Here is a 16,885-nt window from a genome sequence, read left to right on the forward strand (position 1 = left end):
GGACGCCCCTGGCAGCCCACCGATCTGACTGTTTATCTGCGGAGCAACGAATGGCCTTAGCCATCCGCGACGTGCGCGAGCACGATCTGGATGCCGTGCTGGCGCTCAACAACGCCGCCGGCCGCTCCATCCTCGCCCTGGACGCCGCGCAGCTGCGCTACTTCTACGAGCGTGCCGACTATTTCCGCGTCGCCGAAATCGACGGCCAGCTGGCCGGCTTCCTGATGGCCCTGCGCGACGGCGGCAACTACGACAGCCCCAACTACCGCTGGTTTGCCGAACACTACGAGTCGTTCGTCTACATCGACCGCATCGTGATCGGCAACGCGTACCGCCGCCACGGCCTGGGCCGCATTCTTTATTGCGACGTCACCAGCTACGCCGAGGTGCGCGTGCCGCTGCTCACCTGCGAGGTGTTCCTGGAGCCGCGCGATGACGTGGTCGTGCTGTTCCACGGGACCTATGGTTTTCAGGAAGTCGGTCAGCAGCGCATGGGCGATTCCGGCCCACAGGTCAGCCTGCTGGCCAAGGACCTGCCCAGCTACGCCTACGTGCGCGAGACCTGGCTCGAGAACGGCGGCCTGCCGGACGAACCCTGGCTCGCCGAGCGCCAGTTGCCGCTCGCCCACTCCTCCCTCCCCTCCCAGCCGCGCCTCGTTGCCGGAGAGCGGCATCCGTGACCGTAAAGATGGATACGACTGAAAGTTGCGACCTGCGCTTCGGCCAGGTCGGCATCGCCTGCGTGCGCGTGCGGCGCGTGGATGCCGCCGCGCTCTGCGAAGAGCTTGAACGCCGCGTGCGCTCGGCACCGCAATTGTTCTCCCGCGCCGCCGTGGTGCTGGACCTTTCGCACCTGCTCGACCTGCCCGACGACGGTACCGTCGATGCGCTGCTCGAGGCGGTGCGCAGCGCCGGCATGCTGCCGGTCGGACTGGCCTACGGCACCAGCGCCACCGAGGCGCTGGCCCAGCGCATGGGCCTGCCGCTGATCGCCAAGTTCCGCGCCGCGTATGAGCCGGCCGACGGCGGCAGCATCGCGCCGCCCGCCGCTGCGCCGGCCGCCGCGCCCCCGCCCCGTCCCGAACCGGTGCGCGAACCGATCCACGCCGCGCCGCCCGCCGGCCCGGCGCTGGGCGCGCAACACCACGACGGCACCGTGCGCTCGGGCCAGCAGGTCTATGCGCGCGACCGCGACCTGGTGCTCACCGGCGCGATCGCCAACGGCGCCGAAGTGATAAGCGACGGCTCCATCCACGTCTACGGCAGCCTGCGCGGCCGCGCCATGGCCGGTGCGCAGGGCGACGAGAAGGCGCGCATTTTCGTGTCCGATTTCCGCGCCGAACTGGTGGCCATTGCCGGCCACTACCGCGTGTTTGAACAGATCCCCAAGGACCTCGAAGGCCAGGCTGTGCAATGCTGGCTCGATGGTGAAAAATTGATGATCGCCCGGCTGTGACCGGCGCGATTCCCACCCAAGCATTCCGGAGAAGAGCCCTTGAGCGCTGAGATTATCGTCGTCACGTCTGGCAAAGGCGGCGTCGGCAAGACCACCACGAGCGCCTCGCTGGCCACCGGGCTGGCAATGGCCGGCAAGAAGGTTGCGGTGATCGACTTCGACGTCGGGTTGCGCAACCTGGACCTGATCATGGGCTGCGAGCGGCGCGTGGTGTACGACTTCGTCAACGTCGTGCACGGCGAGGCCACGATCAAGCAGGCGCTGATCAAGGACAAGCGCCACGAGAACCTGTTCGTGCTGGCCGCCAGCCAGACCCGCGACAAGGACGCGCTGACCCAGGAAGGCGTCGAGAAGGTGCTCGACGACCTGTCCAAGGACGGCTTCGACTACATCGTGTGCGATTCGCCCGCCGGCATCGAGAAGGGCGCGCACCTGGCGATGTACTTCGCCGACCACGCGGTGGTGGTGGTCAATCCCGAGGTGTCCTCGGTGCGCGACTCGGACCGCATCCTGGGCCTGCTCGCCAGCAAGACGCGCCGCGCCGAACGCGACGAAGGCCCGATCACCCAGCACCTGCTGCTGACCCGCTACAACCCCGCGCGCGTGGCGCTGGGCGAGATGCTCAGCGTCAAGGACGTCGAGGAAATCCTGGGCATCCTAGTGGTGGGCGTGATTCCCGAATCGGAGAACGTGCTGGCTGCCTCCAACGCCGGCGTGCCGGTGATCCTGGATGAGAATTCCAACGCCGGCCATGCCTACCGCGATACGGTCGCACGCATCCTCGGCGAAGATCGCCCCCTGCGCTTCACCGAAGTGGCCAAGAAGGGCTTTCTCCAGCGCGTATTCGGAGGTTGAGCGTGATGGGCATTCTGGATTTCCTCAAGCGCAAGCCGGAACCCACCGCCTCGGTCGCCAAGGAACGCCTGCGCATCATCGTGGCGCAGGAGCGCTCCACCCGCGGCGCGCCGGACTACCTGCCGCTGCTGCGCAATGAGCTGCTCGAGGTGATCAAGAAATACGTTCACGTCGACATCGACGCGATCAACATCAACGTCGAGCGCGACAGCGGCCATGAGGTGCTGGAGCTTTCGGTCGCCCTGCCCGACGGCAAGGCCGCCGGCACGCCGTAACCCGCAGGGTGGGCCACAGCCCACCTCGCGGCAGCGGTGCCGTGGGCTGAAGCCCTACCCACGCCCTCATGAACACCACTGACGTCCTGCGCCTGGCCGACATCGGCTTCGACGCTGCTGCCGCCCTGCTTGCACGCCACGGCCTGGCGCTGCATCGCGTGCCCGCGGGCGAGCCGATCCCCGGCAGCTACTGGGGCGACGAGGAGGCCGGGATCATCGGTACGGCTGTCTACGCGCGTAACGACACGCCAGTGCACTCGCTGCTGCACGAGGCCTGCCACCTGCTGGTGCTTCCGTCAGATCGCCGCGCCCAGGTGCATACCGACGCCACCGATTCGGTGGAAGAGGAAGACGCCACCTGCTACCTGCAGATCCTGCTCGCCGACGAACTGCCGGGCGTCGGTCGCGCACGGCTGATGGCCGACATGGACACCTGGGGCTACAGCTTCCGGCTCGGATCGACGCGGGCATGGTTCGAGCAGGATGCCGCCGAGGCGCTGGCGTTCCTCACGGTCCGCGGGCTGGCCTGACGCATCAGTTTCCTGTCCCGCCGGGGTTGATGGGCCGGGCTAGCCGAAGGCTCACGATCCAACCTGGAAGATCGGCCAGCAACGAGCCTCCCCGCCCTTGCCTCGCAAGGGGGACGAGGGCTGCAAGCGCACGCCCTACTTCCGGTGCCACTTGTCGTCGCTCCCTTTCTCGTACTCGTTCTTCACCGCCGACCAGGCGACCTTGAACGAAACCTCCTCCTGCGATTCCCTGCCCCGGCGCTTGTCCGGATCCGCATACTCGTCCCAGGCACTGTTGAACGCCTCCTTGAAGATGTCCTGCGCGTGCTCGGGCAGGTTGTCGCGCACGGCGTCGGGCAGGTCGCTGGTGGACTTGTAAGGCATGGCCGCTCTCCTCGATGGATTCGCCCCACCGTCCGCCCGCGGAGATCAAGCGAGCGTCAAGCTTGTCCTAGCGCGACACATGCCGGTCGCCTTGCACGTACCAGCGCCATGGCGCCTCTGCCGCGCGGGTGATGCCGATCCTCGCCGAAACCCCTGGCTGCGTCGGAGGGGCCAGGCCATCATCCACGAGGACGAAACCTCCGGTCCCTTCGACCAGATCGATGCCGTCCTGCACGCCGTCGATGCCCAGCGCCTGGCAAAGCCGCGCGGGCCCGCGGCACAGGTCGCGATCGTGCCGGCAGCGTGGACGCGCCTGCCGCATCGCGGAGAGCCCGGTCAGCGGTGCCAGGGCGCGCAGAAGCACCGCCACGCCCTCGCCCTCCTCGCCGCACACCGGGTTGCAGCACCAATGCATCCCATAGGTGAAATACACATAGAGCCGCCCGGGCGGCCCGAACATGGTCGCGTTGCGCGCCGTGCGCCCGCGCCAGGAATGCGCCGCTGGGTCCATCGCGCCACAGTAGGCCTCGGTCTCCACGATCCGCCCACTGCGCCCGTCGGCGTTCAGCAGCACCTTGTTGAGGAGATCGGGAGCCACCTCGCGCGGATCGCGCGCGTAGAACGCCCGCGGCAGCGCGATGGCCGGGCGTCCAAGCAACGAGGCGATGAAATCCGGTGTCATGCGCTCAGCATGCGCCGGGGGGCGTCAACGGCCAACCGCCCTTCGGTTTGGATCTACAGCTCGAACCGGTAGGCGAGCTTCACCAGCAGCTGTTCGCTGTCTCGCAGGTCGAAGCTGCGGCCGAACTGGCTGCCGGCTTCGCTGTAGCGCGGATCGAGCGCATAGCCGCCACGTCCGTACACCACGTAGAGGTCCGACAGCGGAGCCAGTTCGTAGCGGTAGCGGATCTGGAAGCCAAGGTTGCGCACGCTGAAGTCGTTCACCGGGTCGTCGGCAGGAACCGCGCGCATGTCGCCGTTGACGCGGTAGGCCTGCAGCAGCCGCGCGTCCAGGCCCAGCGCCTGCAGCTTCACGCGCAGCTCCTGGCGGTTGCCGATGTTCCAGTTGACGCCCGCGTCGAGCAGTATCTGGTGGCTGTCGAAGCTTCCGATCAGGTTGTCGTGCTGCCACACCAGCCAATCCGGGTCGAACTCGTAGGTCACGCCGGTGAACAGGCTGAAGGCATCGTTGATGAAATAGGTCGGCTGGAACTGCGCGGCGTAGCCCACCCGCTTCAGTCCGACGCGATCGCTCCCTTTGAGCGTCACTTCCGATTCCCAAGCCCAGTTGCCCTTGCGCGGGCTCTGGCGCTCCCAGTCCAGCAGCGCGTTGTGCGGAATCCGCAGCGCGCCGTGGCCGCGGGTAAGCAGGTCATCGTGCGCCGGTGCGTCGAGGTTGAGCTGCCAGTCCTCCTGTCCACCGTCGCGCAGCAGGCTCTCGCGGATCACGCGGAACTGCCGCTGCAGCGACAGCCCGTGGTCGTTGTCCATGCCGATGATGCGCCAGTGCCACAGATGGGAGGCGTAGCGTGAATCGGCCGGCAAATCGGCGAATCGCCGGCGCACCTCGTAGTGCACGTAGTTGAGGCTGTTGCGAGGCAGGTAGCCGAAGTCGTTGAGATCGAGCTTGTCGTCGAAGTGCATGGCGATCCATTGCTGGCTCCAGCGCTCGTTCATTTCGTACTCGACGATCGATGTCGCGCCGACCCCTCGCACGGTGGTTCCGCGCTGGTCGATCGCGCTGCCGACCACGTTGCTCGTGACGGTGAGCTGGGCGTTCGGCTGCCACTTGTGGTCGATGCCAAGCACGTCCGCATCGCGGTCGAGCCAGGGGCGCTCCACGCGCGTGGCCATCATGCCCAGCGTCTGCGTGCCGTAGTCGTGGATCAGGCGCAGCGCCGAGAACGTGCGCCCGGCCTCGCCACTCTCCTGCGCCGCCAGCACGCCATACTGGGTGCCACCCACGCTGCCGTTGAGCTTGACCGCGCCCGTCACGTCGCCGGAGCCGTTGCCATCGTCGGCGGGCCCGCCCACGCGGCGGGTGTAGATCAGCTGGCTGTTGTCGATCAGGAGGCCGAAGTCGAAGATGCCCTGGTTCTCGGTGAAGAACGGCCGCTTGTCGGTAAAGAACGTTTCCTCGGCACCGAAATTCACTACCAGGTCGTCGCTCTCCACCTGGCCGAAGTCGGGGTTGATCGTCGCGGTGAGCTGGGTCTGCCCGTTCGGCTTCCAGAAGATGTCCGCGCCACCCTTGAAGCTGTTCGCGCCGTGCACCTGGTCGCGCAGCCCGACAACGTAGGGCGTGATCGCGAACAGCGACTGCGTGTAGGCCGGCAGCGTCACCGGCTTGAAGTCGGAGACGAAGCGCGGCTTGTTGAAGCTGGCCACCGGCCAGGCGTCGCGCTCGCCGGTCGAGCCGATCACGCGATCCAGGTACAGGCCGATGGTGCGCTCGCCGCCGACCGCGCCGCGCATCGGCGCGATGTACCAGGGAATGAGCATCTCCACGCTCCAGCCCTGCGCATCCTCGCTGGAGGCGTGCTTCCAGTTGCCGTCCCAATCGGTGTTGAACTGGGTTTCCTGGGTCACCACCGCGTCGTTGATGTCGTCGGCAAGCGTGACCATGAAGTTGTAGCCGGTGCGCCCGTCGCCGTCGAAGTCGACCATCAGGTTCACGCGATCGACCTGCGCCTGCTCGTCGCGGCGGATGCGCTGGTGCGTGCGCGGCACGCCCGGCGGCTGGATGCAGCGGAACGCGATCGCCAGGCCGTCCGGCGTGGACAGCACCCACGCCTCGGTCGGCAGGCTTCCCGGCTCGCCGTTGAGCGGCTGCACCTTGCGGAAGTCGGTGATGTGCCGGGCACCCTGCCATTCGACCGGATCGATGTGGCCGTCCACCTCCACCGCCATGGCGGGCAGCGCCAGCAGGGCGAACGAGGCGATCAGGGCGCGCATGGCGCAATGGCGTGCGTAAGGGCGCATCGGGGAGATGGGAAAGCGGAGGATGTCGCGCAGGATAGACGGCCATCGCGATACGGCCGACTGGCGGAAGTCATGCCGGCGCGCCTGTCCGCGGACAGGGCAGCGCTACTCAACGTGGCTCGGCGATCTGCGCCTGCAATTCGATGTCGCGCGGTGGCGGCGTGCGCGGCGCCCGTGTGACGCGTCGGTACCAGCCCCACGACATCGCCCCTACCATCGTCAGCACGCTCGCCCCCAGCGCCAGGTGCAGCAAGTCGCTCGAAAGCAGCGGCGAGAGCACGCCCGCCACGGCACCGTTGAGCAGCAGGCTGGCGAAGGCCTGCACCGAGGAGATGCCGCCGCGCCTTTTCGCGAAGCGATCCAGCAGCAACAGGGTCAGCGTCGGGAAGGCCAGCTGCACGCCCACGCCGTGCAGCACCAGCGGCAGCATCGACCATGGGAGCCGCGGCTGCGGTAGCGCGAGTGCGAGGACCACGTGCAGCGCACAGGCCAGCAGCATCACCGCGTAGCCCAGGTTCACCGTGAAGCCTACGCCGCGCCGGCCGGCCAGCCGCCCTGACAACCAGGCGCCGGCGACCAGGCCCACCACCACCGGGATGAACAGCCAGGGAAAGCCTTGCGCCGACAGGCCCAGCAGCTCACGGATGATCCGCGGCGCCGAGGCGATGAACAGGAACAGGCCGGCGAAGTTCACCGAACTGGAAATCAGCAATGGCCAGAACGGCCGGTCGCGGCCGAACGCGACGTATCCGGCCAGCAGCGGCTTCAGCGCGAAACGGCTGCGCGCCGCCGGCGGGTGGGTTTCGTCCAGCTGCCACACCAGCAGCACCGCCAGCATCAGGGTGAAGCCGGTCAGCACCCAGAAGATGCCGTGCCAGCCGCCCAGGCCGAGCAGCTGCGCGCCCACCATCGGCGCGATCACCGGCGCCACGCCGAAAATCATCATCACCTGCGACATCAGCCGCTGCGCGGCCTCGCCCTCGAGGCTGTCGCGGATCACCGCCCGTCCCACCACCAGGCCAGCGCCGGCGCAGGCGCCCTGGATGCCACGGCACGCCAGCAGCATGCCGAAGGAGGTCGACAGCGCCGCGCCGGCCGAGGCCAGCGCATAACCGAGCATGCCCGCGACGATGACCGGCTTGCGCCCGATCGCGTCGGAGATCGCGCCGTGGAAAAGGCTCATCACCGCGTAGGTCAGCAGGTACATGCTGAGCAGCTGCTGCAACGCCACCTCGTCCACGCCGAAGCGTGTTCCGATCAGCGGAAAAGCCGGGAACACCGCGTCGATCGAGAACGGGCCGATCATCGACAGCCCGGCCAGCAACCAGGGCAGGCTGCGCCGGATGGGGGAGGGAGTCGTGGTCATCGGATCACGCCGGGAAGCGGCGGCGAGTATGCCACGCTCCACCGGCTGCTCCCGTAGCAGCGCCGTTGGCCTGGCACACGGCCATCGGCTAGCATCCGCCGGATGGGAGATGGCATGCCTCCCGTTCCTCACGGAACGAACCGCCCCGAGCGAGGGGTTGATGATGCCTGCACACCGGACGCTCCGGGTGCGGGCGCGTGCCCGCAGCGCGGAGGTCCGGGATTTCGACCTTTCAGGGAGGCGCTCTCGTGGGTTACATCGGATTCCTTGCCATCGGCTTCGGCGGCGCGCTCGGTTGCTGGCTGCGCTGGCTGCTCGGCAGTCTGCTCAACCATCTCTTTCCAACGCTTCCGCCGGGCACGCTGCTCGCCAACCTGCTCGGCGGCCTGCTGATGGGCGGCGCGATGGGCGTGTGGGACCACTTCCAGACGCTGCCACCCGAGCTGCGCCTGTTCGTGTTCACCGGCTTCCTGGGCGGCCTGACGACCTTCTCCACCTTCTCGGCGGAATCCTCCACCCTGCTGCTGCGCCAGCAGTACCTTTGGTTCGGCGGCCATTTGATGGTGCACCTGGTGGGCTCGATCGGCCTGACCCTGCTCGGCATCGCGCTCACCCGCGGGCTCCTGCGCGCCATGTAGGCCCGGACGCGGGAGCAACGCAAACCTATCCATGGGTCGCGCTCCGGAGCGCTCCCTGCAAAGCCGACGGAGGACCGACGTGAGCGATACGACAACCGAAGGCGTACAGCTGAGCTTCTTTGTCCACCTGCGCGCACGCCACGATGGCAGGTTGCTGTCCGAATGGCTGCTGGAACAGGCCAGGCAGCAGGGCATCGGTGGCGGCTCGGTGTTCCGCGCTACCGCCGGTTTCGGGCGCCACGGCGTCCTGCACGAGGAAGCGTTCTTCGAGCTAGCGGACAACCTGCCGGTGAAGGTCGAGTTCCTGCTCCGGCCGGCGCAGGCCGACGCTCTGCTCGCCCGCGTGCGTGAGGCTGGCGTCCACGCCGTGTATGCAACCTCGACCATACGCTTTGGAGTTCTGGGCGCGCAGTGAGGCGTGCCGCCGTCTGAAGGAGCACCGCATGCCCTTCCGCCAGCAGTCCATCAAGCAGCGCGCGATCGACCTGCTCGCGCTGGCCGGTGTCCGTGCCGCCGACAAGCCGCCCTGCGACATGTGCGTGCACGACGATCGCCTCTACGCCCGCGTGTTCGCGCACGGCTCGCTCGGCTTGGGCGAGGCCTACATGGACGGATGGTGGGATAGCGACGACCTGCCCGGCCTGTTCACCCAACTGCTGCGCGCACAGATCGACGACGAGCTGCGCACCCTCGATACCCTGATCGCCCACCTCAAAGCCCGCTTCGTGAACCTGCAGCGCGGCGAGCACGCCTTCGAGATCGGCAAGGCGCATTACGACCTGGGCAACGACCTGTTCCAGGCCATGCTGGGGGAACGGCTGGTGTACTCGTGCGGCTACTGGGCCCAGGCGACCAACCTGGACGACGCCCAGGTCGCCAAGCTCGACCTGATCTGCCGCAAGCTGCAACTCAAGCCCGGCCAGCGAGTGCTCGACATCGGCTGCGGCTGGGGCGAGGCGCTCAAGTACGCGGCGGAGACCTACGGAGTCCAGGGCGTGGGCATCACCGTCTCGCAGGAGCAGGCGGCCTACGCGCAGGCGCTGTGCGTTGGGTTGCCGGTGGAGATCCGCCTGCAGGACTACCACGAGCTGGACGAGCCGTTCGACGCGATCATGTCGATCGGCATGTTCGAGCACGTGGGCGCGCTCAACTACCGCAGCTATTTCGAGGTGGCGCGGCGCTGCCTGGGCGAGGACGGCTTGTTCCTGCTGCATTGCATCGGCAGCAACGGCCAGCCTTCGCGGCCGGACCCGTGGATCGAGAAATACATCTTCCCCAACTCGATGATCCCGGCGATGAGCCAGACGGCCACGGCGCTCGAAGGCCTGTTCGTGGTCGAGGACTGGCACAACTTCGGCGCCGACTACGACAGGACCCTGACCGCCTGGCGCACCAACTTCGATGCCGCCTGGCCGGCACTGTCGCACCATTACGACGAACGCTTCCGCCGTATGTGGCACTACTACCTGGGCGTCTCCGCCGCGGTCTTCCGCAGCCGCCGCGACCAGCTCTGGCAGCTCACGCTGAGCCCGCGCGGCGTGCCCGGCGGCTACCGCGTGCCGCGGTAGGAGCGACCGCTTCGCCGTCCATTTCTGCCTGCAACCAGTCCGCCAGCGCAGCCAGTTCGTCGCGCCTGGGCGCGTCCGGCGCGTGGACCAGGTGGTAACGGTAGCCCTCGAGCACCGGCCCGAACGGCTGCACGAGCGCGCCACTGCGCAAGTCCGGTCCCACCAGCAAAAGGCTGAGCAAGGCCACGCCCTGGCCGGCCAGCGCAGCCTGGATCGCGTGGTTCTCGTCGCTGAAAACCACGCCCGACTCCGGCAGCACGCCGCTCATGCCCGCCTGTTCCAGCCAGCGCCGCCAGGTCGGGTTGTCGGCGCGCCGGTGCCGCCATTCGAAATGCAGCAGCGGCCAGCGCCCGAGGTCGGCGCACCGGCGCAGGCGCAGCGCGGGGCTGCACACGGGGGCGAACTGGTCGGCCGCCAGCGGCAGGGCGACGAAGCCCGGGTACGGCCCGCGGCCGTAGCGGATGGCGGCGTCGATGTCGCGGCCCTCCAGGCGCACCGGCTCGTCCGAGGCATGCAGGCGCAGGTCGAGCCCTGGGTGGGCACGGCGGAACGAAGCGATGCGCGGCACCAGCCAGCGCGCTGCGAACGCACTGGTCGCCGACAGCGTGAGGCTGCGTCGGGCGCGGCGGTGGGCGACCGAGTCCAGCGCGCGCGCAAAGGCATCGAAGCCATCACGCAGCACTGGGTAGAGCTCCATCGCGGCGGCGGTAGCAACCACCTGGCGGGGATGCCGTTCGAACAGGCGCACGCCCAGCCGGTCCTCCAGCTGGCGCACCTGGTGGCTGACGGCGGTGGGCGTCACCGCCAGTTCTTCGGCGGCGCGCTTGAAGCTCAGGTGGCGCACCGCCGCCTCGAAGGCACGCAGCGAAGCCAGCGGCGGAAGTTTTCGCATGAGTCCCTCCCGGATGAGTTCAATTCATCCATGTCGCGAAAAACTATCGTTTGTCCGTTGGACTTTCCAGTTTCACGCTGGCGGTCAATGCAGGCAGCTGAGCCTGCCTCATCCAGCGAGGACGCAATGACCACCCTGCTCCACATCGATGCCAGCGCCCGGTCCGGCCGATCCGATTACCAACCCCATGGCTCCCATACACGCCGGTTGAGCGCCCGGTTCGTGGAGCGCTGGAGGGCGGCGCGCCCGCACGACCCGGTGCTTTACCGCGACCTCGGAGCGAATCCCCCGCCGCCGGTCGGCGGCGACTGGATCCACGCCGCGTTTACGCCATCCGACCGGCGGGAACCCTGGATGGACGAGACGCTGGCCACCAGCGACATCCTGGTGGATGAGCTGACCGGCGCCGACCTGATCGTCGCCGGGGTGCCCATGTACAACTTCGGCATGCCGGCCGCGTTCAAGGCATGGATCGACCAGATCGTGCGCGTCGGTCGCACCTTCGGCTTCGACCGCTCGCGCGAAGGCGCGCCCTACTGGCCGCTGCTGACCGATCGGCCGCGAAAGCTGGTGATCCTGAGTTCGCGCGGCGACTACGGCTACGCCGATCGGCTGCGCGCGATGAACCACGTCGAGGACGGCGTGCGGACCGCGCTGGGCTACATCGGCATCACCGACGTGCATGGCGTCGCCGTCGAGTACGACGAGTTCGGCGGGCAGCTCCTGGCCCGCTCGCTGGCGGACGCGGAAGCGGAGGTCGACCGGCTGGTGGATCGGCTGACGCGGGATGCTGCTCCGGCATCCTGCCGGGCCGCATGAGAGCCCGGGGGCCGTGAGGCCTGCCGGTTGAAGCCGGGCGGGTGGCGGGGGATAGTGCGGCGAATCCCCGGGGGCCCGCCATGAAGCACTACCTTCTCTGTCTGCTCGCCATCCTCATGTTCGTCTGTGCCGGCACCAGTCGCGCCACCGACACCGTCCCCGCCTATTTCTCCCACGCCGGCCACGACGACGTACTCAGTGGCGGCGTGAAGATGATCACCATCGACACGCCCAGGGGCCACTTCAAGGTCTGGACCAAGCGCGTGGGCAACAACCCGCGGCTCAAGGTGCTGCTCCTGCACGGCGGCCCGGGCATGACCCACGAATATTTCGAGGCGTTCGACAGTTACTTCCCCGGCGCCGGCATCGAGTACTACTACTACGACCAGCTCGGTTCGGCCTATTCGGACCAGCCCAAGGGCGCGGGCAGCGACGACCTGTGGACCACCGATCGTTTCGTCGAGGAAGTGGAGCAGGTACGCCGGGCGCTGCACCTGGACAAGGACGACTTCTGCCTGCTCGGCCATTCCTGGGGCGGCGTGCTGGCGATCGAGTACGCGCTGAAATACCAGCAGCACCTCAAGTGCCTGGTGATCTCGAACATGGTCGATTCGATCCCCGCGTACAACGACTACGCGCACAAAGTACTGATGCCCTCGATGGATCCGAAGGCGCTGGCCGAGGTGCAGAAGCTCGAGGCGGAACATCGCACCGACGACCCGCGCTACATGCAGATCCTGATGCCCATGCACTACGAGAAGCACCTGCTGCGCATGCCGGCCGCACAGTGGCCCGAACCGGTGGAACGCTCGTTCGGGCATGTCAACGAGCACATCTACCAGTTGATGCAGGGTCCCAGCGAACTGGGCGCCAGCGGTCGGCTGGAACATTGGGACCGCAGCGCCGACCTGCACCGCATCACGGTACCCACGCTGGTGATCGCGGCGAAGTACGACACCATGGATCCGGCGTACATGGCGGGCATGGCCAAACGCCTTCCCGAGGGCGAGTTCCTGCTCTGCCCCAAGGGCAGCCACATGGCCATGTACGACGACCAGCGGGCGTATTTCGACGGATTGGTCCGCTTCCTGCGCAGCGTGGAGTAAGGACTGATGCTTTCCCGGTGCCGCGCCCTTCTGATCGGCTTTCTGCTGGCCCTGTTCGCCGGTCCCGCGCTGGCGCATCCGGGACTTTGGGTGGTCAGGGACGCCGACACCACCATCTACCTGTTCGGCACCGTGCACCTGCTGCCGCAGGACACCGCCTGGCATTTCCCCGCGCTGGACGCGGCGCTGGCCGACAGCCAGGCGCTGTACGTGGAAATCGTGGACGACGACCAGGCCAACATGACCGCGCTGGTGCTGCGTTACGGGATGGACATGACGCACCCGCTGACCGGCCTGCTCACGCCGTTCGAGGGCAGCCGGCTGGAAAGGGCAGCGCGGCTGGCCAACGTGCCCGGCGGCGTCGCGTCACTCAACATGATGCGTCCGTGGCTGGCCGCGCTCACGCTCACCGTGGCGCCACTCACCCAGGCCGGCCTGGACCCGGCCCAGGGCGTGGACAAGCAACTGCGCGCGGCAATGGAAAAAGCCGGCAAGCCGGTACGCGCGCTGGAGACGGCCGAACAGCAGATCCGCTTCCTCGCCCAGATGCCGCAGGCGATGCAGCTGGCCATGCTGCGTTCGACCCTGCGTGACACCGACCGCGCCACGGTGGACCTCAAGGCGATCATCGAGGCCTGGAAGAACGGCGACGACGAAGCCCTGGCTCGCCTGGAGAACGACCTGATGCGCCGCGACGAGCCCCAGCTCTACCAGCGTCTGCTGGTCGAGCGGAACGAGGCATGGGCCAAGCAGGTCGTCGCGCTGTTGCAGCAGCCGGGCGCCGTGTTCATCGCGGTGGGTGCTGCGCACCTGGCCGGGCCGGACAGCCTGCAGCAGCAGTTGAAGAAGCTGGGCGAGGACGTCGACCGCCTGTAGCGAAGGCCATTCGACTTCGGCCTGCCGCCCACGCTCAGGGTGAACGGCTCTATATGAAAAGCCGTTCGTGCCAAGCGTCGCTCGTCCCAGGCGGACGAAGCCGAAGCGCCTGGCCCCAGCCTTCCTGCTGTCCCCCCTGCGGCCGATCTGGCACCATCGGCCGGTTACCCGTGCAAGAAACCCCCGCATGAACCTGCAAGCCAATTTCGAACAGATCCCGCTCAAGGAATACGCCGAGCGGGCCTACCTCGACTACTCGATGTACGTGGTGCTGGACCGCGCCCTGCCCTTCGTGGGCGACGGCCTCAAGCCCGTGCAGCGGCGCATCGTCTACGCGATGAGCGAGCTGGGCCTGGCCGCCACCGCCAAGCCGAAGAAATCCGCCCGCACCATCGGCGACGTGATCGGCAAGTTCCATCCGCATGGCGACACCTCGTGCTACGAGGCCATGGTGCTGATGGCGCAGCCGTTCTCCTACCGCTATCCGCTGGTCGACGGCCAGGGCAACTTCGGCTCGCCGGACGATCCGAAGAGCTTCGCGGCGATGCGCTATACCGAGTCGAAGTTGAGCCCCATCGCCGAGGCACTGCTGGGCGAGCTGGCGCACGGCACGGTCGACTGGGTACCGAACTTCGACGGCACGCTGGAGGAGCCTTCCTGGCTGCCCGCGCGCGTGCCGCACGTGCTGCTCAACGGTTCGATGGGCATCGCCGTGGGCATGGCCACCGACATCCCGCCGCACAACCTGCGCGAAGTCGTCGCTGCCTGCATCCACCTGATCGACAACCCCGACGCCACCGTCGCAGACCTGGTCCAGCACGTTCCGGCGCCGGACTACCCGACCGCGGCGGAGATCATCACCCCGCGCAAGGAACTGCTGTCGATCTACACCACCGGCAACGGCTCGCTGCGCGCCCGCGCGGTGTACCAGGTCGAAGACGGCAACATCGTCATCACCGCGCTGCCGCACCAGGTCAGCCCGTCGAAGATCCTCGAGCAGATCGCCGCGCAGATGCGCGCCAAGAAGCTGCCGATGGTGGAGGACCTGCGCGACGAGTCCGACCACGAGAACCCCATCCGCCTGGTCGTGGTGCCGCGTTCCAGCCGCGTGGACTCGGCCGAGGTGATGCAGCACCTGTTCGCCACTACGGACCTGGAAAAGAGCTTCCGGGTCAACCTCAACATGATCGGCCTGGACGGCCGCCCGCAGGTGAAGGACCTCAAGAAGATCCTCGCCGAGTGGCTCACCTTCCGCACCGACACGGTCACCCGCCGCCTGACCCATCGCCTGGGCAAGGTCGAGCGGCGCCTGCACCTGCTCGAAGGCCTGCACATCGCCTACCTCAACCTGGACGAGGTGATCCGCATCGTGCGCTCGGAAGACGAGCCCAAGCCGGTGCTGATGAAGCGCTTCAAGCTGTCCGACGAACAGGCCGACTACATCCTCGAAACCAAACTGCGCCAGCTTGCGCGGCTCGAGGAAATGAAGATCGAGGCCGAGCGCAACCAGCTGGAGGAGGAGCGCGCGCGCATCAACGTGCTGCTCAAGTCCCCCGCCAAGCTCAAGACCCTGATCAAGGGCGAATTGCAGGCCGACGCCGCCAAGTACGGCGACGCGCGGCGCGCGCCGCTGGTCGAGCGCGAAGTGGCGCAGGCGCTGGACGAGAGCGCGCTGGTGGCCAGCGAGCCGGTCACCGTGGTGCTGAGCCAGAAGGGCTGGATCCGCGCGGCCAAGGGCCATGACGTCGACCCCGAAAGCATGAACTACCGCGAAGGCGACGGCCTGCTCGCCGCGGTGAAGGCGCGCACCACCCAGCAGGTCGCGGTTATCGACTCGACCGGCCGCAGCTACTCGACGCCCGCGCACAGCCTGCCTTCCGCGCGTGGCAATGGCGATCCGCTCACCGGACGCTTCAGTCCGCCCTCCGGCGCCAGCTTCGACGCGCTCACGGCCGGCGACAACGACACGCGGCTGATCCTGGCCACCGACTTCGGCTACGGCTTCGTTACCCGCTTCGAGGCGCTCACCGGCCGCAACAAGGCCGGCAAGCAGATCATCAGCCTGACCGAGGGCGCGAAGATCCTCGCGCCCCAGGCCAGCGCGGACCCGGCGCGCGACCGCATCGTGGTGGTCACCACCGAGGGCCATCTGCTGATGTTCTCGGTGGCGGAGCTGCCCGAGCTGGACAAGGGCAAGGGCAACAAGCTGATCGAGGTGCCCAAGGCCAAGCTCGCCAGCGGCGAAGAGCGCGTGGCGGGCATTGCGGTAGTGACCGAGGGCAAGGGCGAGGTCACGCTCTACGCCGGCCAGCGCAAGCTCACGCTGCGCTGGAACGACCTGGTCGAGTACGGCGGCAACCGCGCCACCCGCGGCGGCCTGCTGCCGCGCGGCCTGCGGCGCGTGGAGCGGATCGAAACCACGGGTTGATCTGAACTCGAGAGCAGCCGCGCGCACTGCTCCCTCTCCCCTCCGGGGAGAGGGCTGGGGTGAGGGGCCACTCTTTGCGACACCTCGAGCCGAAGCGCGGCCCGACCGACCGTCCCGGCGAGCCCCGGCCCCTCACCTCCGCCCTCTTCCCGGCGGGGATAGGAGGCAAAGCGGCCGCTCGCTTCACAAAGAACTTTCACGCCCGCAACCACTCCAACTCCGGTACACGAGACCGTGCCCCGCCCGTTGATACAGGCATCGCCGACCGGATTCCGCCATGCGTCCTTTGCTTGCCGCCGCCGCTCTGTTCGCTTCCCTGCTGACCGCACCGGCGTGGTCGCAGAGCGCCAGCCGGCCGCTCAACCTCAAGCTCCCGCCCAGCGACCTGCCGGCGCCGGCAAGCACCGCTCCAAAGCCGGCAGCCGCTCCCGGCGTCTACTACGGCGACACCAGCGGCAGCACTGCTGCCGACGACGAGATCGCCGTCGACCACTGCGACGACGCCACCTTCAACCAGCCGCAAGTCCACGGCAGCGTGGGCATGGGCGTGATGAGCGGCAACCACGTCGACGGCAGCTACCAGCGTGGCACGGTGAGTCTCGGCAAAGCGTTCGGCAGCTGCGACCACCCCACTGGCGGCGTCAGCCTCGAGATCGGCGCGGGCAGCGGGCATTTCCACGGTCGCGGTCACTGACGCGCAGCGCGCCTCTGCGCTAGCCTTGCCGCCGGCC

Annotated in this window: 18 protein-coding genes and 1 riboswitch; of the genes, 13 read left to right on the forward strand and 5 right to left on the reverse strand. The window is 67.9% G+C overall.

Going from position 1 to position 16,885, the window contains the following annotated elements:
• Window positions 1-50 precede the first annotated feature (50 nt).
• The 5 genes from ACFWZ4_RS04830 (at window position 51) to ACFWZ4_RS04850 (ending at window position 3,116) form a co-directional block, all read left to right on the forward strand.
• Window positions 51-680, forward strand: coding sequence for a GNAT family N-acetyltransferase (locus ACFWZ4_RS04830; RefSeq protein ID WP_439703577.1), 630 nt, complete (start codon window positions 51-53; stop codon window positions 678-680).
• A gap of 8 nt (window positions 681-688) precedes the next feature.
• On the forward strand, window positions 689-1,456 hold the full coding sequence (gene minC / locus ACFWZ4_RS04835; protein ID WP_439703579.1) for a septum site-determining protein MinC: 768 nt from the start codon (window positions 689-691) through the stop codon (window positions 1,454-1,456).
• Window positions 1,457-1,495: 39 nt separating this feature from the next.
• Window positions 1,496-2,311 (forward strand): septum site-determining protein MinD, encoded by an 816-nt coding sequence (gene minD, locus ACFWZ4_RS04840; RefSeq protein ID WP_439703580.1) that lies wholly within the window; start codon window positions 1,496-1,498, stop codon window positions 2,309-2,311.
• Window positions 2,312-2,316: 5 nt separating this feature from the next.
• Entirely contained in the window at window positions 2,317-2,586 is a 270-nt protein-coding gene (minE, locus tag ACFWZ4_RS04845) for a cell division topological specificity factor MinE (RefSeq protein ID WP_439703777.1), read from the forward strand.
• 68 nt (window positions 2,587-2,654) lie between these two features.
• Window positions 2,655-3,116, forward strand: coding sequence for a hypothetical protein (locus tag ACFWZ4_RS04850; RefSeq protein WP_439703581.1), 462 nt, complete (start codon window positions 2,655-2,657; stop codon window positions 3,114-3,116).
• A 135-nt stretch (window positions 3,117-3,251) separates the two neighbouring features.
• Here the strand turns inward: ACFWZ4_RS04850 and chaB are convergent, their stop codons facing one another.
• The 4 genes from chaB to ACFWZ4_RS04870 form a co-directional block, all read right to left on the reverse strand.
• Window positions 3,252-3,479 (reverse strand): putative cation transport regulator ChaB, encoded by a 228-nt coding sequence (gene chaB / locus ACFWZ4_RS04855; RefSeq protein WP_439703582.1) that lies wholly within the window; start codon window positions 3,477-3,479, stop codon window positions 3,252-3,254.
• Window positions 3,480-3,546: 67 nt separating this feature from the next.
• Window positions 3,547-4,161: a DNA-3-methyladenine glycosylase gene (locus tag ACFWZ4_RS04860; RefSeq protein ID WP_439703583.1), complete on the reverse strand. Its 615-nt coding sequence runs from the start codon at window positions 4,159-4,161 to the stop codon at window positions 3,547-3,549.
• A 53-nt stretch (window positions 4,162-4,214) separates the two neighbouring features.
• Window positions 4,215-6,434, reverse strand: coding sequence for a DUF5916 domain-containing protein (locus ACFWZ4_RS04865; RefSeq protein ID WP_439703584.1), 2,220 nt, complete (start codon window positions 6,432-6,434; stop codon window positions 4,215-4,217).
• 136 nt (window positions 6,435-6,570) lie between these two features.
• The gene (locus tag ACFWZ4_RS04870; protein ID WP_439703585.1) at window positions 6,571-7,827 is read right to left on the reverse strand and encodes a multidrug effflux MFS transporter; all 1,257 of its coding nucleotides are present in this window, start codon (window positions 7,825-7,827) and stop codon (window positions 6,571-6,573) included.
• 96 nt (window positions 7,828-7,923) lie between these two features.
• Window positions 7,924-8,004: riboswitch (Fluoride riboswitch) on the forward strand.
• 71 nt (window positions 8,005-8,075) lie between these two features.
• Between ACFWZ4_RS04870 and crcB the strand changes: the two genes are divergently transcribed.
• The 3 genes from crcB to cfa all read left to right on the forward strand — a co-directional run bounded on the left by crcB (window position 8,076) and on the right by cfa (window position 10,033).
• Window positions 8,076-8,465 (forward strand): fluoride efflux transporter CrcB, encoded by a 390-nt coding sequence (gene crcB, locus ACFWZ4_RS04875; protein WP_439703586.1) that lies wholly within the window; start codon window positions 8,076-8,078, stop codon window positions 8,463-8,465.
• A 79-nt stretch (window positions 8,466-8,544) separates the two neighbouring features.
• Window positions 8,545-8,880: a DUF190 domain-containing protein gene (locus ACFWZ4_RS04880; protein ID WP_439703587.1), complete on the forward strand. Its 336-nt coding sequence runs from the start codon at window positions 8,545-8,547 to the stop codon at window positions 8,878-8,880.
• 28 nt (window positions 8,881-8,908) lie between these two features.
• Complete coding sequence (cfa, locus tag ACFWZ4_RS04885) at window positions 8,909-10,033, forward strand: cyclopropane fatty acyl phospholipid synthase (protein WP_439703588.1); 1,125 nt, start codon at window positions 8,909-8,911, stop codon at window positions 10,031-10,033.
• Here cfa and gcvA read toward each other — a convergent pair.
• Entirely contained in the window at window positions 9,984-10,925 is a 942-nt protein-coding gene (gene gcvA, locus ACFWZ4_RS04890; RefSeq protein ID WP_439703589.1) for a transcriptional regulator GcvA, read from the reverse strand. The two genes, cfa and gcvA, sit on opposite strands and share 50 nt — an antisense overlap.
• A 126-nt stretch (window positions 10,926-11,051) precedes the next feature.
• On the opposite strand from gcvA, the gene ACFWZ4_RS04895 reads away from it, so the two are divergent.
• From ACFWZ4_RS04895 to ACFWZ4_RS04915, 5 genes are all read left to right on the forward strand, one after another.
• Entirely contained in the window at window positions 11,052-11,744 is a 693-nt protein-coding gene (locus ACFWZ4_RS04895; RefSeq protein WP_439703590.1) for an FMN-dependent NADH-azoreductase, read from the forward strand.
• Between the two features lie 80 nt (window positions 11,745-11,824).
• Window positions 11,825-12,850, forward strand: coding sequence for a proline iminopeptidase-family hydrolase (locus ACFWZ4_RS04900; RefSeq protein WP_439703591.1), 1,026 nt, complete (start codon window positions 11,825-11,827; stop codon window positions 12,848-12,850).
• Between the two features lie 6 nt (window positions 12,851-12,856).
• Entirely contained in the window at window positions 12,857-13,726 is an 870-nt protein-coding gene (locus ACFWZ4_RS04905) for a TraB/GumN family protein (RefSeq protein WP_439703592.1), read from the forward strand.
• Between the two features lie 187 nt (window positions 13,727-13,913).
• The gene (parC, locus tag ACFWZ4_RS04910; RefSeq protein WP_439703593.1) at window positions 13,914-16,154 is read left to right on the forward strand and encodes a DNA topoisomerase IV subunit A; all 2,241 of its coding nucleotides are present in this window, start codon (window positions 13,914-13,916) and stop codon (window positions 16,152-16,154) included.
• 277 nt (window positions 16,155-16,431) lie between these two features.
• Window positions 16,432-16,848, forward strand: coding sequence for a hypothetical protein (locus ACFWZ4_RS04915; RefSeq protein WP_439703594.1), 417 nt, complete (start codon window positions 16,432-16,434; stop codon window positions 16,846-16,848).
• Window positions 16,849-16,885: the final 37 nt, after the last annotated feature.

The organism is Frateuria sp. GZRe12 (genome assembly GCF_051900535.1).
GTDB lineage: Bacteria > Pseudomonadota > Gammaproteobacteria > Xanthomonadales > Rhodanobacteraceae > Frateuria_A.